Here is a 21,465-nt window from a genome sequence, read left to right as displayed (position 1 = left end):
ATCGGCCTTAATGGTGTTAGCGATTATCTGTTCCTGCAGGATAATGATAAACGCTGCGGCTAATATCCAGTAAACGGCAGCTACGACGGGTACCTATGTCGAATGTTGTTTGCAGAAAGTTAACCGCCTGACGCTTTTCATTCGTGGTAAAGAAGTTTTTCAATACGCTTTGCAGCATCTCTTTATCGGAACTCAGAGATTGCAGTTCACGCGTGAGGTTAAGAAGTTGATCTTCCAACTCCTTGATTTTGCGACCTTCCTCGGAAGAGAGCCCAGAAAACTTCTTCTTCCAGCTATAGAAAGTGGCCTCGGAAATGCCAAGCTCCTCACAAATCTCCCTGACTTTCACTCCCGTTTCAGAAGCTTTAATGGCATTTGTGATTTGCTCTTCGCTATATCGTGACTTTCTCATAAATGCTATTACCTTTCTTATCAATTAGTGGATGAGAATTACTGTATTAATATCTGGCACTGCAAAAACACTATTAATTCAGTATTAAAGTGCGCGATTTGAATTGCGAGGGTTAAATTAAGATATTTAGAAGAAATATCATCATGGGATAAATCTTATTTTATTCCGAATGGCATTGAACGCCTTCCTGGCTTTAGGTTTTTGATATAAATTCTCTCCATCCCAAATGCAGAAAAATACTACATTCATTGGAAAATCGGCATAAACCACTTGCAGAAATGTCAGGGTGTGCCAGTAAACCTTTGCTTAGAATTTAAGCTGAAATCGTTTACATCCACTGAGTTTCGCACCGGATATAATCGGAATTTTCCTGAATATAATTCCTAATTGCTGACGCGAGTCTCATTTTTCGGACCAGTTTGGTTTGAAGTTAATAAATTAAGTCAGGCCCACTGAGCGCTTGTTAATTCATTTCAAGGACGTTGTACCGAAAGTTGTTGTAGTTCGTAATACTAAGGATCAGTCAATGAAATTGAGCGTAATGTCTAATGCCGCCTGGATGATGTCTGAAAAGATCGTCTCCGTGTTCGGCGTCATATTTGTGACCTCCTACGTGGCAAAATCCTTTGGTCCAACCATCTTTGGCCAAATGGCGTTTTCGACCTCGCTATTTTCCATGGTGCAGACCGTGGCGATTTTCGGTACGGAAACCATCCTGTTTAAACGTATCAGTAAGAGTGCGCCGAAAGGGCTGCGCCTGATGACCGTAGCGCGCAACATGCGCATGGTTTTGCTGTTGCTGACATCGCTGCCCGTCTTGATTTGGGTCTGGTACAACATGCAGGAAAACTTCCTCGCTTTTGCACTGGCCTCGTTTATCTCTTCGGTTTTCGTGACGCAGGACACCTTCAGTGTCTACAACAATGCGCGCTTAGCGTCGCGACTGAATACCATCGCCAACTCAGTCGGTTTGCTGCTGGGCTTCAGCTTAAGTTTTGCCATTGCCTGGCTGCACCTCAATCCGCTGTGGCTGACCGTATCGATTGTCGCCGTCACGCTGGTGCCGTATGTGATTAAGCGTTTTAACTTTTACCGCGAAAATCAGGACGTAGCGCCGCCGCAGGATAAGCGCAACACCTATCTGCGCTATTTGCTGTACGCCGGATTACCGCTGGCCATCTCCAGCATCTTTATCTCGGTGCAGGTGAAAGCGGCACAGATGTTCCTGGCGGGCATCGCCTCGGCGCGCGATCTCGGGCTGTTCGCCGCCGCCAATACCATTTCGGCTTCCTGGATTTTTATCCCGGTCGCCATCATCACTTCCTGCTTTTCGGAAATCTTCCGCGAGCGTGGAGAAGCCGCCATCAAGCTGACAGCACGGCTTAATGGTTATGTCATGGGTGTTTCATTGTTGTTGTTAGCGGTGATCGCGATGTACGGCGAAAAAATCATCATCGCTTTATATGGTCACGAGTACACACAGTCAGGAAGTCTCATTACGTTGTTGTCGTTAGCGACCTGCTTTTCGGCGATGGGGACCGTAGCGTATCGCTACATGGTCAAAGAAGGCGGGTTTAATTATCTGTTGAAGAAAATTGTTTGCCTGATGGTGATCAGCTTGCCGCTGTCGTGGTGGCTGATCCAGGGCTACGGCATCATGGGTGCCGCATGGAGCGTTTTCATCTCAGAATTGCTGTCTCTTACCGTAATGAATTACTTCTTCAAAAACGGCGTCATCCAAAAAATCCAGGTTTCCTCACTCAACTACAAAACCTACAAATGAGGTCAGATATGCTCAAGTTGAAAGATGAACTCAGAAGAAGCGTGCAGTACTTCATCAAGAAGATGCCCTGGGCATACCAGGATCGTATCTACTATTTTCATAAGTTCCGCAAACTGCCCAATTTGCGTGAGCCGAAAGTGTTTAACGAGAAGGTGCTGTACCGCAAATTCATCCATGGCGATTATCAGATGTATGGTCGTCTGTCGGACAAATATTCGGTGCGCGAATATATCGCCGAGAAAGTTGGCAGCGAATACCTGATCCCGCTGGTGTACGAGACCAGCGATCCCAGCTCTTTGCACACGTTGCCGAGCTGGAAAAATACCGTTATCAAGCCGAATCACGCCTCTAACATGGTAGAGATTTTGCTTGAAGAGCCGGATGCGCTGAAGAAGCAGCAGATTATTAGCGACTGCCATCGCTGGCTGAAAACCGATTTCGCTAACGAAGCGCGTGAGATTCACTATCGCTACATCAAGCCACGCATTCTGGTGGAGCAGTACATTGGCGATGGTAAATCGGCGCCGATTGACTACAAGTTCCACATGTTCAACAAGCGCGACGGCAGCTTTGAGTATGTGCTGCAGGTGATCTACAACCGCTGCAATCCGCTGTTGTCGATGAACTTTTACGTCAACAACCTCAACGAGGCGTATCACAAAATTCGTGATACCGGCCTGGACGTGACGCCACAAATGGCCTCGTTGCAGCACGCGTTGGCGTTGAGTAAAAAGCTGGCGAGTGATTTCGATTATGTGCGCGTGGATTGGTACATCGATAAAGAGCAGATCTACTTCGGCGAGTTGACCTTTACGCCGGGTGCGGGTTTGGTGACCGGTCTGGATCGCGGGCTCAATCAGATGATGGGTGATATGTGGATTCAGGATCGTCGCGGTACGAAGATACCGGGCATCACGGTGACGGAAGTAACCATTCCGGCCGTATTGAAGAAAATTTAAGTATCACACAGCAAAATAAAAAACCCCGCTTCGGCGGGGTTTTTTATTGGCAGCGATTAAGGCATTGGCCAATCGGTTGGCGTCTGGCTCATCACTTCGATAAAAGCGTTTTTGGAGATTTCCATAAAGTTATGCAGATTCTCCATGCTCAGTGTGATACCGAGCAGGCCGGTGACAAACCAGCAGGACATGCCCACGCCAATGCCACCGCACAGCAGCGCCATCACGTGATGACTGTTCTGACGCAGTCGAATTTTCATGGTGCTGGCGAAGAACATCATTACCGCACTCAGGAGTTCCCAGCGCATAACAATCAAACTGGTGGTTAAGGTGGCCATCTGCAAAAACCTCTTAGAATCAGTGATATCCCCGACATTCAATCGACATCACTGGCGGCGAAGAAGGAAGGTCAGGGAAGTCCTTCAGGCCGTCTTACTGAATACAGGAAAGTGTGACTTGGCTCACATTATATCACTCGATTTTAAATTTTGAACAAAATTTATACCTGGTATGGTAGAAAGATTTTTATCGAAATGAGGAAGAAATAGGCAGGAAAAGCGAGGTGCGCCCGCAAGGGGCGCGCAGAAAAGGTTAGCTAACCGGACAGCACTCGCCGGTTGTACGCTGGGCAAAACTGGTCATGTTGTTGTCTGCACAGTCAAAACTGAGCAAGCGCGGACGCTGAATCATCGCCTGACGACGCATGGTGTGACGATAAGCGGTTGGCGTTTGCGAGAACTGACGGCGGAACACGCGCGAGAAGGTCTGCTGCGAGTCATAACCGTATTGCATCGCGATATCGAACACCGGACGCTGAGTTTGACGCAGCGCTTCAGCGGCCAGCGTCAGACGACGTTCGCGAATATAGCCACCCAGCGTTTGTTTCGTGACTGCACGGAACATACGCTGCAGGTGCCATTTTGAGTAACCTGATTTTGCCGCGACTTCATCAATAGACAGCGCTTTATCCAGATTCTGATCGATCCAGTTGGACAGCGAATGAATGATTTCCTGTTGCATCATAGCCTCATCCTTCTGATGTTTTTTGCCTGGTGAGAAATTCGAAGTTTTGCTGGGGTGCGAGTATAATTCCTCAAGTTAACTTGAGGTAAAGGCCCTAAATGAAAAAAGAACGCAATTACCCGAAGCCGGTTTTAACGCCGGGCGAAGTGGCGAAGCGCAGCGGTGTGGCGGTGTCGGCGCTGCACTTCTATGAGACCAAAGGATTGATTTTCAGCTCGCGCAACGGCGGCAATCAACGCCGCTACAGCCGTGACGTGCTGCGTCGCGTAGCTATCATCAAAATCGCGCAACGCATCGGCATTCCGCTGGCGACGGTGAGCGACAGCCTGACGCATGTGCCGGCCAATAAGCGCATGTCGACGCAGGAGTGGGACGCGCTGACGCAACACTGGCGCGAGGAGCTGGATAAACGCATCGAAACCCTGACGCGCCTGCGTAACGATCTGGATGGCTGCATTGGCTGCGGCTGTTTATCGATGCGCGATTGCCCGCTACGCAATCCGGGTGACCGCCTGGGCGAGCAAGGATCGGGCGCGGTACTACTCGATCCGGAACAAGACGAGCAAAAACGTTAATCGACTATACTTGGCGGAACACTTTTACCGGCAAGGAAACCGTATGATCACCGTTCACCATCTGGAAAATTCCCGCTCGCATCGCGTGTTATGGCTACTGGAAGAGCTCGCGGTGCCTTACCAAATCAAACGCTATCAACGTGAAAACAGCCTGCTGGCCCCCGATTCGTTAAAGAAAGTGCATCCGCTAGGGAAATCACCGGTGATTACCGACGGCAATCGCGTGATTGCCGAGTCAGGCGCGATTCTCGAATACCTGCAACTCAAATATGACAGCGAGCATCAGCTGGCGCTGAGTCATGAAGATGAACAGATTCAGGCGCGTTATTGGCTGCATTACGCGGAAGGATCGCTGATGCCTCTGCTGGTAATGAAGCTGGTGTTTGCGCAGTTTGGCAAAAAGCCGGTGCCGTGGCTGCTGCGTCCGGCTGGCATCGCACTGAGTAAAGGGATTCAGAAAGCCTGGCTTAATAAGCAGCTGGCTTTGCACGGCAGCGTGATTGAAGAGCATCTCACGCAGCATCCATTTTTTGCCGGTTCACGTTTTAGCATCGCCGACGTGCAGATGAGCTTCCCGCTGCTGGCACTGCAGTTACGTGGTTCGCTGCGCGATACGCCCGCCACCGCCCGCTGGCTGGAAACCATGCAGCAGCGCGCTGCCTGGCAACGTGCGATCCAGCAGGGTGGTGAGATTGAGTTGAGCCGCTAAGTTCAGTCAGGTCGCCATGAATGGCGACCCTACGGGGCGAAAGCCTGGATTTATCCTGTCATGCCCGCGATTAGTAGTTGAAAACCCCATGGCAAACGCCAGATAATCGTTTGCCTTTTTTCCGCGTCCCCTTTTACGGCCTGGAATACGCGGCGACGTAAACGTTTGCCTGGATTTTCATCATGAAAATCCGCCATCAGGGAACAGCAAACGTGCGCCGCGCGGCGACTCACATCACAAAAATATTGAGGAAGAATTATGTCTGGCGAATCGCGCCCGGCCAGTGGAAAACTGGACGCCTGGTTCAATATCTCTGCACGCGGCAGCAGCGTGCGTCAGGAAGTATTGGCGGGTCTGACAACGTTTCTGGCGATGGTGTATTCCGTCATCGTGGTGCCCGGCATGCTGGGCAAAGCGGGCTTCTCACCAACGGCGGTGTTCGTCGCTACCTGTTTAGTCGCCAGTTTTGGTTCGATTATCATGGGCTTGTGGGCCAACCTGCCAATGGCGATTGGTTGCGCCATCTCGCTGACCGCGTTCACCGCTTTCAGCCTTGTGCTCGGCCAGCACATCAGTGTGCCGGTGGCGCTTGGCGCAGTGTTCCTGATGGGCTTACTGTTCACGCTGATTTCGGTCACCGGCATCCGCGCATGGATTCTGCGTAACTTGCCGATGGGCGTGGCGCACGGAACCGCTGTAGGTATCGGCTTGTTCCTGCTACTGATCGCCGCGGACGGTATTGGTTTGGTGGTGAAAAACCCGGCTGCGGGCTTGCCGGTGGCGCTGGGTCAGTTCGCGTCATTTCCGGTGATCATGTCGCTGGTCGGCCTGGCAGCGATTTTCGGTCTGGAAAAACGCCGCGTGCCTGGCGGCATTCTGCTGACCATCATCACCATCTCGATTCTTGGCCTGATTTTCGATCCGGCGGTGACCTATCAAGGTCTGTTCGCTATGCCGAGCCTGAAGGATGCCAACGGGCAATCGGCGATGTTTAGCCTTGATATTATGGGCGCGCTGCAACCTGTGGTGCTGCCGAGCGTGCTGGCGCTGGTGATGACTGCAGTCTTTGATGCCACCGGCACCATCCGTGCGGTAGCGGGGCAGGCGAATCTGCTGGATAAAGAGGGACAAATCATCAACGGCGGCCGTGCGCTGACCACGGATTCCGTCAGCAGCCTCTTCGCTGGTCTGGTCGGCGCTTCGCCGGCTGCGGTCTACATCGAATCGGCGGCGGGAACGGCGGCGGGCGGTAAAACTGGTCTGACGGCGATTGTGGTGGGTTTGCTGTTCCTGGTGATTCTGTTTATGTCGCCGCTGGCCTATCTGGTGCCTGCTTACGCGACGGCTCCAGCATTGATGTACGTTGGCCTGCTGATGCTGAGCAACGTGGCAAAAATCGACTTCAACGACTTCGTTGATGCGATGTCCGGCTTGCTGACCGCAGTGTTCATCGTGCTGACCTGCAACATCGTCACTGGCATCATGCTCGGCTTCGCTTCACTGGTGATTGGTCGCCTGTTTGCCGGCGAGTGGCGCAAGCTGAATGTTGGCACCGTGGTGATTGCTGTCGCGCTGGTGGCGTTCTATGCCGGTGGCTGGGCCATCTGACCTCAAAGTTGAATAATTCCAGGATTATTCGCTTTCTGCTCCACGCCGCACATCGGGTTGCCCCGCTGTGCGGCGTTTTGTTTTACACTTTCCCACGCAACAACATCGCTTTAATGAAATTGATTCGCCTAAGGAAAGCATGGAAATCTTCTTTACTATTCTCATCATGACGCTGGTGGTTTCACTCTCCAGCGTGGCGGCACGTATTCTGCCGTTTCAAATTCCCCTGCCGCTGGTACAAATTGCCGCCGGTGCACTGCTCGCATTTCCCGTCTTCGGCCTGCATGTCGATTTTGATCCGGAACTGTTTCTCGTGCTGTTCATTCCGCCGCTGCTGTTCGCGGATGGCTGGAAAACGCCAATTAACGAGTTCCTGCATCACGGTCGCGAAATCATGGGGCTGGCGCTGGTTCTGGTGCTGATCACCGTGGTCGGGATTGGCTACCTGATTTACTGGCTGGTGCCGGGGATTCCGCTGATTCCCGCCTTTGCGCTGGCGGCGGTGCTTTCGCCAACCGATGCCGTGGCGCTGTCCGGCATTGTCGGTGAAGGGCGCATCCCGAAAAAAATCATGTCGATTGTGCAGGGTGAGGCCCTGATGAACGACGCATCGGGTCTGGTATCGCTGAAGTTTGCCGTCGCGGTGGCGATGGGCACCATGGTGTTTACGTGGGGCGGCGCCAGCGTCGAGTTTCTCAAAGTGGCGGTCGGCGGTTTGGTTGCTGGTGTGGCGATATGCTGGCTGTATGGCCGCTCGCTGCGTCTGCTGAGCCGCTGGAGCGGTGATGACCCGGCAACCCAAACCGTGCTGCTGCTGCTGTTACCGTTCGCCTCATACCTGATTGCGGAACACCTTGGCGTGTCGGGCATCCTCGCCGCGGTCGCCGCCGGTATGACCATCACGCGTTCTGGCATTATCCGTCAGGCACCGCTGGCGATGCGTCTGCGTGCGAACAGCGTATGGCAGATGCTGGAGTTCGTGTTCAACGGCATGGTGTTCCTGATGCTCGGCCTGCAACTGCCCGACATCCTTTCTACCTCGATTGCGCAGGCCAACGCCGATCCTAACGTCGAACTGTGGATGCTGTTTACCGACGTTCTGTTGGTGTACGCCGCGCTGATGGTGGTGCGTTTCGGTTGGTTGTGGATCATGAAGCGCACCAGCATGCGCTTGCTGAAGAAGAAGCCGCTGGAGTTTACCAACTACTCGCTGCGTGAGCTGCTGATTGCCTCTTTTGCCGGGGTACGCGGTGCCATCACGCTGGCCGGTGTGCTGTCGATTCCGCTGTTCCTCAGCAACGGCGATCCGTTCCCGGCGCGCTATGAATTGGTGTTCATCGCCACCGGCGTGATTTTGGTGTCGCTGCTGGTTGGTGTGGTGATCTTGCCGATTCTGCTGCGTGACGTTGAGAGCATCGATAAGGTCGGCCATCGTCGTGAGATTCAGTTTGCGCGTGCTGCGATGGCGGGCGTGGCGATTGAGAGCCTGCATAAAATGGAGCAGCGCCTCGAAACCGACACCGAAGAGAACATCGATCCTGAACTGCTGAAAGAAGTTAGCTTGCGGGTGATTGGTAATCTGCGTCGCCGCGCGGAGGGCAAAAACGATATCGAACAGGCGCAATTTGCCGAAAACCTCGAACGTCGTTTCCGCCTCAATGCGCTGCGTGCCGAGCGTGCCGAGGTTTATCATCTGCGCGCCACGCAGGAGATCTCCAACGAGACGATGCAAAAACTGCTGCACGATCTCGATCTGCTGGAAGCGCTGTTAATCGAGAAAGAGGAATAGCAGCCAGTCACACAAACGTAGGGTCGCCATTTATGGCGACCTATCTACATAAATGCGCTGCGGCCGTTTTCACACCGACAGCCGCGGCGCACTATCCGGCCAATGTTCACGACAACACTCAATCCACGCCTCGGCGCTACGCGACAGATAACTGCCTTCCCGCCAAATCAGCCCTAAGCTCCACTGCAGCTCCGATTCCAGCGGCAGCCACAGCAGCGACTGTTTATCCAGCCGCTGACAAATGGGCTCCGGCAGAATCGCCAATCCCATGCCCGCCTGTACCATCGCGGCGAGAAAATCCCACTGCGCGCTGCGCAACGCAATAGTCGGCGTCAGGTTCTGGCGTTGGAACGCTTTGCGAATCTGGCGATTCAGCGCGAACTCTTCATTGAGGATCAGTAGCGGATGTTCGGCTAACTCCGCCAAAGCCACTTTACGGTGATTGCGCCATTGTTCAGTGCGCGGCAGCAGCACGCACAGCGGATGGTGCATCAACTCCAGCGTGTTGAGCGGCAGTTCTGACTCAATCGGCAGCGCGGTGAGGGCGATATCCAGCGCGCCGCTCAGCACCGCTTGCTGCGCGGTTAAGCCGCCAAACTCGGATATTTTCAGCTGTACGCCCGGATAACGGCGGCGAAAGGCGGAGATCGATCCGGCCATCTGCATGCCGACCATCGGCGGAATCCCCAGCCGCAGCTCGCCGGTTTTCAGCTGGTTGATATCACCCAACTGCGCCTCAAGCTGATGAAACTCCTGCAAAATCACCAATCCGCGCTGGTAAACCGCCTGGCCGCTATCAGTAAGATGCAGTTTACGACCTTCACGCAGCAGCAAGGTGCAGCCGAGCTCCTCTTCCAGCTGGCGCAACATTTTGCTGATAGTCGGCTGCGTCACGAACAGCTTCTCTGCGGCGCGGGTGAAGCTTTGCTGACGCACCACTTCTGTGAAATAGCGCAGGGCGCGCACGTCCATAAACATTCCTTTTTGGCATAGTTTGAATGATTTTAATTCATTTCTTTCACAGTTTGCGGCGGATTTATACTGGGCACCTCAATTCTTCCTCAGGGTTCAAGGCAATGATGGCATTAAGTCCGCGCAGAACGGATCTCCTGCAACGTACGTTTGTTCCGCTGCAGCTGGTGCTGTATGTCGGTTTGTTTATTTTCAGCGACAGACTGGTGAGCTGGCTGCATCTGCCGCTGCCCGCTAATGTGGTTGGCATGGTGCTGCTGCTGGTGTTAATCATGACGCGCATCGTGCCGCTGCGCTGGGTGAAAGCCGGTGCTAACTGGCTGCTGGCGGAAATGCTGCTGTTCTTTATTCCAGCGGTGGTGGCGGTGGTGAATTACAGCGATTTGCTGCGCAGTGAAGGCTGGCGCATTTGCGTGGTGATTGGCGTCAGTACCTTGCTGGTACTGGCGTCGACTTCACTGGTGGTCGATCGTTTATATCGCTTCGAACTGGCGCGCGCCGCCCGCAAGCAGGCCCATCATGAATGATCTGCTGATTAGCCTGCTATGTCTGGCGTTTACGCTGCTGGTCTATTACCTCAATAAGATTCTCTATCGTCGCTGGCGCACGCTGTTGTTGATGCCGCTGGTCTTGACGCCGCTGGTGCTGGTGGCGCTGCTGCTGCTTACTCATGTCAGCTGGAAAAATTACATCGCCGAAAGTCACTGGCTGATTTGGTTGCTCGGTCCGGCAACGCTGGCGTTTGCCGTGCCGGTGTATGAAAACCTCGAAATCATCAAGCGTCACTGGTTGTCGCTGAGCGTGGGCGTGCTGACGGCCACGCTGGTGGCGGTATGCAGTTCGGTGTGGCTGGCGCGCTTGCTGACGCTGCCGGAAACCATCCAGCGCAGCCTGGCGGTACGCTCGATCACCACGCCGTTTGCGCTGGCAGCCGCGCAGCCAATTGGTGGCCAGCCGGATCTGGTGGCGCTGTTTGTGGTGATCACCGGCGTGTTCGGCATGGCAGTGGGCGATGTGCTGTTTCTGCGTATCGCCATCAAACAAGGCGTCGCTAAAGGCGCGGGATTTGGTGCGGCATCACACGGCGCAGGTACCGCGCGCGCTTACCAACTCGGCCAGCAGGAAGGCGTGGTGTCCAGCCTGGTGATGATGCTGTCAGGTGTCGTGACGGTGATTCTTGCGCCGCTGCTGAGTCATTTATTATGGGCGTCATGATGCCTTTGTTTTGAGTCATTGCTCATACTGCAACCACATCGCTTTGCTTATTGTTTGCACGCTTAAACTATAAGGAAGCGAGAAATGAAAAGTCAGTATTTTGCAATGGGGCTCCTGTTGGCCTCCGCTGGGGTAAACGCTCAGGAAATCGGCGTAAAGGGTGGTAGTGATTTCTTTGCTGCCGCAATCAATAGCCAAAAAACCGCGCCAGGCCTGCAATACGGTGTGGAATATGTCAAAGCAAAACATCAGTCAGAGTTGCTGGACGCTAATCTGGGCTATGGCGTGGCGGTCGGAGAGCTGCGCGTAGTTCCACGCGTGGGCTTGTTCTGGGCTGAGTTGAACCACGACAAGACCTCCAGCTACGGCGTTAACGCGGGTATCCGCGCGATGGCTCCATTGCCACAAGCGCGCCATACCTGGCTTTACTTCGATTTCAGCATGTCGCCGAATATCGGCAATTATAAGCTGGATCATCTGCATCAATTTGAAGCGGGTGTTTACTATCAACCGGCACACTGGCTCACGTTGAGCTCAGGTTACCGCTATCTCGGCAGTGGTTTGCACGGCCATACAACCCAACATGCGATTGATGGGTTGTTTATGGGCGCAGCCTGGCGTTTCTAGTCTGACGAGTGGCCTTGCGGGGCCACTTTTCCCCCCGCCGTAATCCATTTTTACGTAAAGCTTTCCAAATAATGTTGTCTCTCGTCGCCAGGCTGGTACCCTTGCCGCCGAATTAATTGTCCTTCATGGAGTGGAATCACATGTTAAAGCAACTTGTTACTGGAAGCGTATTGGGTCTGGCACTGCTGAGCAGCGGCGCGCAGGCAATTGAGGGCAGTGTTGACGTGGGTGAGCATAGCACCAACCTGAACCTTGGCCTCGGCACCACTTCACCGGGCTTGTTCCTGAAAGGCAACTGGCTGCGCAGCGATCACGATGGCAGCACTTACGGTGCGGGCCTCGGCTATAACATCGACGTGGGCGATTTCCGCATTGCTCCTACCGCGAAAGCGCTGTTCACCCATCCGGAAGATGGTCGTGATGGCTTCACTGTGGCAGTGGGTGGTGCAGCGCAATACAGCTTCAACAGCATGTGGGGCCTGTACGGCGAATATTACTATGCGCCAGAAGCCTTCTCCGATCGTCTGGATAGCTACCAGGAAGCCTCAGGCGGCCTGAGCTTTACGCCGATTTCACTGCTGAACCTGCGTGTGGGTTATCAGTACATCGAGCTGAACAACAAAGGCAGCCGCAAAGATAACGTACTGGTCGATGGCCCTTACGTTGGCGCGTCACTGCGTTTCTAATGAGGTAACCAGGTGCGCATCAATGCGCACCCTATCCGTAGGGTCGCCATTCATGGCGACCCTTTTAACATCCTCACTAATGCGATTTACCCTGCGAAATCCCAATCCCCGTCTGCGAGCGAATAAACTGTCCACGGAAGCGCGCACGTTCCTGCGCACCGCGTGCTGAATGGTCGGTAATCGAGAACAGCCAGATGCCGATAAACGCCGCCAGCATCGAGAACAGCGCCGGATACTCATACGGATAAATCGGCTTCTCATGCCCCAACACTTGCACCCAAATCGTCGGGCCAAGGATCATCAGCAGCACAGCAGTGATCAGTCCCAGCCAACCGCCCACCATCGCGCCGCGCGTGGTCAGTTTCGACCAGTACATCGACAGCAAAATAATCGGGAAGTTACAGCTGGCGGCAATCGAGAACGCCAGGCCGACCATGAAGGCAATGTTCTGTTTCTCAAACAGAATCCCCAGCGCAATCGCTACCACGCCCAACACCAGCACGGTGATCTTCGAGATGCGCAGTTCATCGCGCTCCGTCGCCTTACCTTCGCGGATCACGCTGGCATAGAGATCGTGTGAAACCGCTGATGCGCCCGCCAGTGTCAAACCTGCCACCACCGCCAGAATGGTGGCGAAGGCCACTGCCGAGATAAAGCCGAGGAACAGGCTACCGCCGACCGCGTTCGCCAGATGCACCGCCGCCATATTGGTGCCGCCGAGCAGCGCGCCGCTGGCGTCTTTGAAGGCTGGATTCGCTCCCACCAGCAAAATCGCGCCGAAGCCGATAATAAAGGTCAGGAAGTAGAAGTAGCCCATAAAGCCGGTGGCCCAGAACACGCTTTTACGCGCTTCACGCGCATCGGCCACGGTGAAGAAGCGCATCAGAATATGCGGCAAACCGGCGGTACCGAACATCAAACCGAGACCTAATGAGAGCGCCGAGATCGGATCTTTCACCAACCCGCCGGGCTGCATAATCGCCGCGCCTTTTGGGTGCACCGCCATTGCTTCGGTGAACAGCGTATTGAAGCTAAAGCCAACGGCTTTCATCACCATAATAGCCATAAAGCTGGCACCAAACAGCAGCAGCACCGCTTTGATGATCTGCACCCAGGTGGTAGCCAGCATGCCGCCGAACAGCACGTACAGCACCATCAAAATGCCGACCATCACCACCGCGATATGGTAATCGAGGCCGAACAGCAACTGGATTAGCTTACCGGCACCGACCATCTGTGCGATCAGATAAAGCGCCACCACCACCAGCGAGCCGCAGGCCGACAGCGTACGAATCGGTTTCTGCGCGAGGCGATAAGAAGCCACATCGGCAAAGGTATAGCGTCCGAGGTTTCGCAGACGTTCAGCAATCAAAAACAGGATCATCGGCCAGCCGACGAGGAAGCCGAGCGAGTAGATCAGCCCGTCGTAACCCGAGGTATAAACCAGGGCAGAAATACCGAGGAAGGAGGCGGCGGACATAAAGTCACCGGCGATGGCGAGGCCATTCTGGAAACCGGTGATATTACCGCCCGCGGTGTAGTAATCGCTGCGCGAGCGGGTACGTTTCGAGGCCCAATAAGTGATGCCGAGCGTCGCGGCGACAAATACCACGAACATGATGATGGCTTCATAGTTGGTGGCTTGCCGTTGTACCGCGCCGGTAATGGCATCGGCGGCAAACACGCTGGCGGGCACGATGGCTAAAAACACCGAAAGCAGGCGCTTCATGATTTCACCTCGCTCAGGATCTGTTTGGTCAGACGATCAAACTCGCCGTTGGCGCGCCACACGTAAACGCCGGTCAGCACGAATGACATCACGATTAAACCGACGCCAATCGGAATGCCGCGCGTGACGTTAGTGCCCGCGTGCAGCGGCGTACCGAGCCAGGCAGGCGCAAAGGCGATCAACAGAATAAAGCCGATGTAGAGCACCAGCATGATCACGCTGAGCAGCAGCGCAAACGCCTGGCGCTTGTGCACCAGCTCATGAAAGCGCGGATTATTCTCGACTTGTTGCCAGACTGCTTCCTGTTCAGGGGTTTCGTTCATCACATTTTCTCCAGAGGCAAGGCAGACAGAAATCTCACAATAAAGTGATTTAACCATCTGAATATTCTAGTTATATAGGTTGTGCGATGGTGAAAAGCATACGGCGTAAGGTGAAGGTGACGGAGAGGAGCCTGCCGGGGACAGGCTGACACGCTCCGTCGGGTCGATGCCGGTTACGGCATGGTGATGAACTGTTTCTCCTCCAGCAATTTCTCTACCACGCCCGGATCGGCCAGCGTAGAGGTATCGCCGAGATTGCTGGTATCGCCGGCAGCGATTTTGCGCAGAATGCGACGCATAATCTTGCCGGAGCGGGTTTTTGGCAGCGAGTCGGTCCAGTGCAGCACATCCGGCGTGGCAATCGGGCCAATCTCTTTACGCACCCAGTTACGCACTTCGGTATACAGCTCTGGCGACGGCTCTTCGCCGTGGTTGAGCGTGATATAAGCGTAGATCGCCTGGCCTTTGATGCTGTGCGGAATGCCCACCACCGCCGCTTCAGCAATCTTCGGATGCGACACCAGCGCCGATTCAATCTCGGCGGTGCCGAGGCGGTGGCCGGAGACGTTCAGCACGTCATCGACGCGGCCGGTGATCCAGTAATAACCATCTTCATCACGGCGCGCGCCGTCACCGCTGAAGTAGCGATTTTTGAAGGTGGAGAAGTAGGTTTGCTCGAAACGATCGTGATCGCCATACAGCGTACGCGCCTGGCCTGGCCAGGAATCAACGATCACCAGGTTGCCTTCGGTGGCGCCCTCAAGCGGATTGCCTTCGTTATCTACCAGCGCAGGCTGCACGCCGAAGAACGGTTTGGTGGCGGAACCGGCTTTCAGTTCGGTCGCACCCGGCAATGGCGTGATCATGAAGCCGCCGGTTTCGGTTTGCCACCAGGTATCGACGATCGGGCAACGGCTGTCGCCAATCTTCTTGTAATACCACTCCCAGGCTTCCGGGTTGATCGGTTCACCGACAGAACCCATGATGCGCAGGCTGCTGCGATCGGTGCCTTCAATCGCTTTATCACCTTCGGCCATCAGCGCGCGAATCGCGGTTGGCGCGGTATACAGCAGCGTGACCTTATGTTTATCCACCACTTCCGCCATGCGGCTCGGCTTCGGCCAGTTCGGCACGCCTTCAAACATCAGCGTGGTTGCGCCGCACGCCAGCGGACCGTATATCAGATAGCTGTGACCGGTGATCCAGCCGACATCAGCCGTGCACCAGTAAACATCATCAGGATGATAATCAAACACATACTTAAAGGTGCTGGCGGCATACACCAGATAACCGCCGGTGGTGTGCAGCACGCCTTTCGGCTTGCCGGTAGAACCGGAGGTATAAAGGATAAACAGCGGATGTTCGGCATCTACCGCGACCGGTTGGTGCTGATCGCTGGCCTTCGCTACCAGATCGTGCCACCACAGATCGCGGCCTTCGCGCCAGCCGGTGTCTTTACCGGCGCGCTTAAACACCACCACATTTTTCACCGTGGTGACGTTCGGATTGTTCAGGGCATCATCGACGTTTTTCTTCAGCGGAATGCTGCGTCCGGCGCGCACGCCTTCATCGGCGGTGATGATCAGTTTGGCGTTGGAATCGACCACGCGTCCGGCGACCGCTTCCGGTGAGAAGCCACCGAAGATCACCGAGTGCACCGCACCAATGCGCGCACAGGCCAGCATCGCCACGGCAGCTTCGGGCACCATCGGCATATAGATCGCGACCACGTCGCCTTTCTTCACACCCAGGCTCCCGAGCACATTGGCAAAGCGGCAGACGTCCGCATGCAGTTCGCGGAAAGTAATGGTTTTGCTTTCGCTGGCGTCGTCGCCTTCCCAGATGATGGCGGGATGGTCGCCACGCGTGGCCAGATGGCGATCGAGGCAGTTGGCGGCAAGGTTCAGAGTACCGTCTTCATACCAGCGAATGGAAATATTGCCGGGGGCAAAGGAGGTATTTTTCACTTTGCTGTAAGGCTTAATCCAGTCGAGGATTTTGCCTTGCTCACCCCAAAATGTGTCGGGATCGTCAACCGATTGTTGATACAGCGCCGCATACTGATCGGCATTAATGAGAGCATTTGCTGCAATGGCAGCGGGTACGGGATGCTTGTGTATTTGGCTCATGGCTGACCTCCTTGAAGATGTTAATCATATGTCAATCAATGGTTAATTGAAGAGCGCGACAGGGCTTTGTTTCTGTTTTGTAGTCTGGATCACGACCTTTTATCACCGCCAAATGCCCCACGAACGCGGAGTGAAAATACCGCGCGTTCAGTCCGATTTTCTGCTTTAAGCCTAAGAGATTTCTGGTTCTTCTGTGCAAATAATCAGCAAACGAGCCGGGCCGCTTTTTGCGCAATATTGCATAGCTATGCTGAAACTTATCGAATTAACACTTTTCATAACAGCGAGTTATGGCTGTTAACCTTTGTCAGCATTTTATGCTACTAACCTGAATAAGATTTGCGCTATCACGCCGGGGGTTGCATTTACCGTAGTGAAAATGGTACTTATCTCGGCCCTGTTCAGCAGGTATCAACTCAGACTGCATCACTCCGCAGGCGCAAAATGCCTGCACAGCTGTAACCGACGTAGTCATAAATAACCCTCTATTTTATCGGGCTTTTGCTCACTTCCCTGTGTGACATTTCTCCTGCACCTTCGCAGCAGAGCAAAGGGGTTTTTAACTGAGGAAATAACGCGTTATGAAAGGTTTTAAGTTCACCCTTGCATGGCAAATCCTCGTCGCGCTGATTTTGGGCGTGATTGTGGGAACCGTGCTGCATAATCAGCCCGACGATCGTGAATGGTTAATCACTAACATTCTGACACCAGCGGGTGACATCTTTATTCATCTGATCAAGATGATTGTGGTACCGATTGTTATCTCCTCACTGATTGTCGGCATTGCTGGCGTGGGTGATGCGAAAAAGCTCGGACGTATTGGTGTCAAAACCATTATCTATTTTGAAGTGATTACCACCATTGCCATTGTGGTCGGCATCACGCTGGCCAACGTATTCCAACCCGGCAGCGGCATTGATATGTCAACGCTGGCAACGGTGGACATCTCTAAATACGAAGCCACAACCGAAGCCGTTCAGGGCGCACCGCACGGTCTGGTCACCACCATTCTGTCGCTGATCCCGCAGAACATCTTCGCCTCGCTGGTGAAGGGCGACATACTGCCGATTATCTTCTTCTCGGTGCTGTTTGGTATGGGCTTGTCGGCGCTGCCATCGGAACATCGCGATCCGCTGGTCACAGTATTCCGTTCGATTTCCGAAACCATGTTTAAAGTGACGCACATGATCATGCGTTATGCGCCAGTCGGCGTGTTTGCGCTGATCGCGGTCACCATTGCGAACTTCGGTTTTGCCTCGCTCTATCCGCTCGCCAAGCTGGTGTTGCTGGTGTACGTGGCGATTCTGTTCTTTGCTTTCGTGGTGCTCGGCACGGTGGCGCGCTTCTGTAAGCTGCGCATCACTACGCTGATGCGCATTCTGAAAGACGAGCTGATTCTTGCCTATTCCACCTCCAGCTCAGAAACCGTGCTGCCGCGCATCATGCAGAAGATGGAAGCCTACGGTGCGCCGAAAGCCATCACCAGTTTCGTGGTGCCAACCGGTTACTCGTTCAACCTCGACGGTTCAACGCTGTACCAAAGCATCGCGGCGATCTTTATCGCCCAGCTGTATGGCATCGACCTGTCGCTGACCGACGAGATCATTCTGGTGCTGACGCTGATGGTGACCTCGAAAGGTATCGCTGGCGTACCGGGCGTCTCCTTCGTGGTGCTGCTGGCAACGCTGGGCAGCGTGGGCATTCCGCTGGAAGGTCTGGCGTTTATCGCCGGTGTGGATCGCATCATGGACATGGCGCGCACCGCGCTGAACGTGATCGGTAACGCGCTGGCGGTGCTGGTGATTGCGCGCTGGGAAGACCAGTTCGACACCAAACAGGCCGCCGCCTACGAGCAGCAGCTGCGCACCCAAAGCGCCAGTTAATAACGTCGTAGGGTCGCCATTCATGGCGACCGCCATATACAGAAACCCGCTTCGGCGGGTTTTTTTGTGCCTGTTGCGGCAAAAAGCAAAAAAATCACGCGCAGCAGAGGAATTAACAATTCTGTATGATATATAGTTTTACGAATAAATTATTCTCTCACCGGAGTGTCCCATGCAGATCGATCTCAGCCAGATGATCACCGAAGGTCGTAATTCCGCCAGTCAGAACATTGATGAGCTGTCCACCGAAGCCATGCTGCGGGTGATTAATGATGAAGACAAAAAAGTGGCATTGGCGGTAGAAGGCATCGTGCCGCAGATTGCGCAGGTGGTGGATGCCATCACCCAAGCCTTCAGCAAAGGCGGGCGCTTGATCTATTGCGGCGCGGGCACGTCGGGTCGTCTGGGAATTCTGGATGCCAGCGAATGTCCGCCGACTTTCGGCACGCCGCGCAGCCAGGTGGTTGGGCTGATTGCCGGTGGCCACACCGCGATTCTGCAGGCGGTGGAAAACGCCGAAGACAATGTTGAGCAGGGCGCACAGGATCTGCGTGATATCCAGTTCAATGCTAATGATGTGCTGGTCGGGATTGCCGCCAGCGGCCGCACGCCGTATGTGCTGGGCGCGCTGGCGTATGCGCGTCAGCAGGGCGCATTTACTGCGGCGTTAACCTGCAATCCCAACAGCCCGATGTCGCAGGCTGCGAATGTGGCGCTAACGCCGGTTGTCGGTCCGGAAGTGGTCACCGGTTCATCGCGCATGAAGGCCGGAACGGCGCAGAAGCTGGTGCTCAATATGCTCACCACCGGCGCGATGATTCGCAGCGGCAAGGTGTACGGCAATCTGATGGTCGATGTGGAAGCCACTAATCAGAAACTGGTGCAGCGCCAGGTGAACATCGTCAAACAAGCCACCGACTGTGACGATGCCACCGCGCAGCAGGCGCTGGCGGCGTGTCAGGGACACTGTAAAACCGCGATTGTCATGGTGCTGGCGGGATTAACTGCCGATGAAGCGAAATCGCTGCTGAGTCAGAATCAGGGCTTTATTCGCAATGCGCTACGTGACGCAGGAGCGCAATGATGGCGGCCATTACCGAAGGTCTGGTGCGCGATATTCTGCAGGCAGTGGGCGGCGCCAGCAACGTGCTGCAGTGCGGCAACTGCATGACGCGTCTGCGCCTGACGCTAAACGATGCCACGCAGGTGGATAGCGCTACACTCAAAACGCTGCCGGGCGTGCTGGGTGTGATCGACAGCGATGCGCAGCTGCAGATTGTGCTCGGTCCCGGCAAAGCACAAACCGCAGCGGAGAAAATGCAGGCGCTGCTCAATCAACAAGCGCCAGGCGATCTGCAGGCCATCGCCAGCGCGCAAAAGCAGCAGATGAAGGCGAAACAGACCAGCGCGCTGCACCGTTTTCTCTCTTGCTTTGCCACCATCTTTACGCCGTTGATCCCCGGTTTTATCGGTGCCGGTTTGCTGCTGGGTTTTGCCACGCTGATCGAGCAGATCTTTCACCTCAATCAACCGGGCGATCATGCACGCTGGCTGCTGGATACCGTGGCGTACATGAAGGTGTTCGGCAAAGGGCTGTTTACCTTCCTGAGTATTTTGATCGGCTACAACGCGCAGAAAGCCTTTGGCGGTACCGGCGTCAACGGCGCCATTATCGCCTCGCTGTTTGTGCTCGGTTATGTGCCTGACGCCAAAGTTGGCTATTACAGCGGCATGCAGGATTTCTTCGGCATGGTGATTGATCCACGTGGCAATATTATTGGCGTGCTGCTGGCGGCGATATTTGGTGCCTGGATTGAGAAACAGTTACGGAAAATCATTCCCGATAACCTCGATATGATCCTGACATCGCTGCTGACGTTATTAATTACCGGCGCGGTGACTTTCCTGGTGATTATGCCGATCGGCGGTGAACTGTTTAAAGGCATGTCATGGTTGTTTATTCATCTCAATAACAATCCATTTGGTTGCGCTATTTTGGCCGGACTGTTTTTGATCGCGGTGATGTTTGGCATTCATCAGGGCTTTATTCCGGTCTATTTCGCGCTGATGGAAACCCAGGGCTTTAACTCGCTCTTTCCCATTCTGGCGATGGCTGGCGCCGGGCAGGTTGGTGCCTCGCTGGCGTTATGGTGTAAAGCGGATAAACACTCGCAGCTGCGTAAACAGATCAAAGGTGCGATTGTGCCAGGTTTGCTCGGTGTCGGCGAACCGCTGATTTATGGCGTCACGCTGCCGCGCCTGAAGCCGTTTATTACCGCCTGTTTTGGCGGCGCGCTGGGCGGCTTCTTTATCGGGCTGGTGGCGTGGCTGGGATTGCCAGTGGGAATGAACACCGTGTTTGGCCCTTCCGGTTTAGTCACGCTGCCGCTAATGACTTCATCGCAGGGCATATTTGCCGGAATGGCGGTGTATCTCGCCGGGCTGATTGTGGCGTGGATTGGCGGGTTTGCCTTTACCTGGTGGGGCGGTACCCGCGATGTGGATTTGAGTTGAGTGAAGTGCGGATATCGACCAGGTCGCCATGAATGGCGACCCTACAAAACCCACTCCCCGTAGGGTCGCCATTCATGGCGACCTGGTTTAAGTGTGATTCTGATCACACTTTAGGACTCTCTCGTATCGCTTACCCTGGCACTGCCCTGTTAATCCGTTAAGTACCATTTGTAAGTAAAGCGTCAGAAAAAAATAAAGTATTTATTAAGGAGATAGAAAACTAGACCTTAAATTTATATTGGTATTAATTTATTTTAAATATTTAATGCGCATCTCAATTATTTGCCCATTATCACAATAGGTTACCCACAATTGCTTTTTGCATTGGCAAGCAAAAATGTCTATACCTAAAGCCAATTAATCTATAACAAAAAATCCATCCCTTTTTTCGCTACACCGTATTTCTTCACACAGTTGTTCTCAAATTAGATTGCTACACGGGATTGGTATTAACCTGCCGTTTTATCCCCTCGCGATGAATTTAACGCTGTTGCAAAAACAGCGCGGACGCTGCACGCCCACTGGAGGA

20 protein-coding genes are annotated in these 21,465 nt (G+C 54.1%); 13 read left to right on the top strand and 7 right to left on the bottom strand.

What is annotated here, in order from left to right:
- Window positions 1-16 precede the first annotated feature (16 nt).
- Complete coding sequence (locus BM323_RS19990; RefSeq protein WP_008109970.1) at window positions 17-412, bottom strand: IS3 family transposase; 396 nt, start codon at window positions 410-412, stop codon at window positions 17-19.
- A 526-nt stretch (window positions 413-938) separates the two neighbouring features.
- On the opposite strand from BM323_RS19990, the gene BM323_RS19985 reads away from it, so the two are divergent.
- The gene (locus BM323_RS19985) at window positions 939-2,195 is read left to right on the top strand and encodes an oligosaccharide flippase family protein (protein ID WP_008109971.1); all 1,257 of its coding nucleotides are present in this window, start codon (window positions 939-941) and stop codon (window positions 2,193-2,195) included.
- A gap of 8 nt (window positions 2,196-2,203) precedes the next feature.
- Window positions 2,204-3,154, top strand: a complete 951-nt coding sequence (locus BM323_RS19980; RefSeq protein ID WP_008109972.1) for an ATP-grasp fold amidoligase family protein — start codon at window positions 2,204-2,206, stop codon at window positions 3,152-3,154.
- A 56-nt stretch (window positions 3,155-3,210) separates the two neighbouring features.
- Here BM323_RS19980 and BM323_RS19975 read toward each other — a convergent pair whose 3' ends face one another.
- Both BM323_RS19975 and soxS read right to left on the bottom strand, forming a co-directional pair.
- The gene (locus BM323_RS19975; protein ID WP_008109973.1) at window positions 3,211-3,492 is read right to left on the bottom strand and encodes a YjcB family protein; all 282 of its coding nucleotides are present in this window, start codon (window positions 3,490-3,492) and stop codon (window positions 3,211-3,213) included.
- A 253-nt stretch (window positions 3,493-3,745) separates the two neighbouring features.
- The gene (gene soxS / locus BM323_RS19970) at window positions 3,746-4,177 is read right to left on the bottom strand and encodes a superoxide response transcriptional regulator SoxS (protein WP_036649992.1); all 432 of its coding nucleotides are present in this window, start codon (window positions 4,175-4,177) and stop codon (window positions 3,746-3,748) included.
- Between the two features lie 98 nt (window positions 4,178-4,275).
- Between soxS and soxR the strand changes: the two genes are divergently transcribed.
- The 4 genes from soxR to BM323_RS19950 all read left to right on the top strand — a co-directional run bounded on the left by soxR (window position 4,276) and on the right by BM323_RS19950 (window position 8,858).
- Window positions 4,276-4,752, top strand: a complete 477-nt coding sequence (gene soxR / locus BM323_RS19965; protein WP_008109977.1) for a redox-sensitive transcriptional activator SoxR — start codon at window positions 4,276-4,278, stop codon at window positions 4,750-4,752.
- Between the two features lie 43 nt (window positions 4,753-4,795).
- A complete protein-coding gene (locus tag BM323_RS19960) occupies window positions 4,796-5,461 on the top strand; it encodes a glutathione S-transferase family protein (protein ID WP_008109978.1) in 666 nt (221 codons plus the stop codon).
- 258 nt (window positions 5,462-5,719) lie between these two features.
- A complete protein-coding gene (locus BM323_RS19955) occupies window positions 5,720-7,069 on the top strand; it encodes an NCS2 family permease (protein ID WP_008109980.1) in 1,350 nt (449 codons plus the stop codon).
- Window positions 7,070-7,208: 139 nt separating this feature from the next.
- Window positions 7,209-8,858, top strand: a complete 1,650-nt coding sequence (locus BM323_RS19950) for a Na+/H+ antiporter (RefSeq protein ID WP_008109982.1) — start codon at window positions 7,209-7,211, stop codon at window positions 8,856-8,858.
- A gap of 69 nt (window positions 8,859-8,927) precedes the next feature.
- Here BM323_RS19950 and BM323_RS19945 read toward each other — a convergent pair whose 3' ends face one another.
- Window positions 8,928-9,830, bottom strand: coding sequence for a LysR family transcriptional regulator (locus tag BM323_RS19945; RefSeq protein WP_008109983.1), 903 nt, complete (start codon window positions 9,828-9,830; stop codon window positions 8,928-8,930).
- A 104-nt stretch (window positions 9,831-9,934) separates the two neighbouring features.
- Between BM323_RS19945 and BM323_RS19940 the strand changes: the two genes are divergently transcribed.
- From BM323_RS19940 to BM323_RS19925, 4 genes are all read left to right on the top strand, one after another.
- Window positions 9,935-10,357, top strand: a complete 423-nt coding sequence (locus BM323_RS19940; protein ID WP_008109984.1) for a CidA/LrgA family protein — start codon at window positions 9,935-9,937, stop codon at window positions 10,355-10,357.
- A complete protein-coding gene (locus BM323_RS19935) occupies window positions 10,350-11,045 on the top strand; it encodes an LrgB family protein (RefSeq protein ID WP_008109985.1) in 696 nt (231 codons plus the stop codon). Before BM323_RS19940 ends, BM323_RS19935 begins: the two co-directional genes overlap by 8 nt.
- An 84-nt stretch (window positions 11,046-11,129) precedes the next feature.
- Complete coding sequence (locus BM323_RS19930; protein ID WP_008109986.1) at window positions 11,130-11,672, top strand: YfaZ family outer membrane protein; 543 nt, start codon at window positions 11,130-11,132, stop codon at window positions 11,670-11,672.
- A gap of 140 nt (window positions 11,673-11,812) precedes the next feature.
- On the top strand, window positions 11,813-12,358 hold the full coding sequence (locus BM323_RS19925; protein WP_008109987.1) for a YfaZ family outer membrane protein: 546 nt from the start codon (window positions 11,813-11,815) through the stop codon (window positions 12,356-12,358).
- A 76-nt stretch (window positions 12,359-12,434) separates the two neighbouring features.
- Here the strand turns inward: BM323_RS19925 and actP are convergent, their stop codons facing one another.
- From actP to acs, 3 genes are all read right to left on the bottom strand, one after another.
- On the bottom strand, window positions 12,435-14,087 hold the full coding sequence (gene actP, locus BM323_RS19920; RefSeq protein ID WP_008109988.1) for a cation/acetate symporter ActP: 1,653 nt from the start codon (window positions 14,085-14,087) through the stop codon (window positions 12,435-12,437).
- A complete protein-coding gene (locus BM323_RS19915) occupies window positions 14,084-14,410 on the bottom strand; it encodes a DUF485 domain-containing protein (RefSeq protein ID WP_008109989.1) in 327 nt (108 codons plus the stop codon). The genes actP and BM323_RS19915 overlap by 4 nt, the downstream gene beginning before the upstream one ends.
- 173 nt (window positions 14,411-14,583) lie before the next feature.
- Window positions 14,584-16,539 carry an acetate--CoA ligase gene (gene acs / locus BM323_RS19910; protein WP_008109990.1) on the bottom strand — a complete coding sequence of 652 codons (1,956 nt, stop codon included), beginning with the start codon at window positions 16,537-16,539 and terminating at the stop codon, window positions 14,584-14,586.
- A gap of 581 nt (window positions 16,540-17,120) precedes the next feature.
- Between acs and gltP the strand changes: the two genes are divergently transcribed.
- The 3 genes from gltP to murP all read left to right on the top strand — a co-directional run bounded on the left by gltP (window position 17,121) and on the right by murP (window position 20,936).
- Entirely contained in the window at window positions 17,121-18,422 is a 1,302-nt protein-coding gene (gene gltP / locus BM323_RS19905) for a glutamate/aspartate:proton symporter GltP (RefSeq protein WP_008109992.1), read from the top strand.
- Between the two features lie 172 nt (window positions 18,423-18,594).
- On the top strand, window positions 18,595-19,506 hold the full coding sequence (murQ, locus tag BM323_RS19900) for an N-acetylmuramic acid 6-phosphate etherase (RefSeq protein ID WP_008109994.1): 912 nt from the start codon (window positions 18,595-18,597) through the stop codon (window positions 19,504-19,506).
- On the top strand, window positions 19,506-20,936 hold the full coding sequence (gene murP / locus BM323_RS19895) for a PTS N-acetylmuramic acid transporter subunit IIBC (RefSeq protein ID WP_008109995.1): 1,431 nt from the start codon (window positions 19,506-19,508) through the stop codon (window positions 20,934-20,936). Before murQ ends, murP begins: the two co-directional genes overlap by 1 nt.
- Window positions 20,937-21,465: the final 529 nt, after the last annotated feature.

The sequence above is a fragment of the Pantoea sp. YR525 genome (genome assembly GCF_900116775.1).
GTDB lineage: Bacteria > Pseudomonadota > Gammaproteobacteria > Enterobacterales > Enterobacteriaceae > Pantoea > Pantoea symbiotica.
Note: the sequence above shows the minus strand (reverse complement) of the source record. Positions and strands in the feature narration are given on the sequence as shown.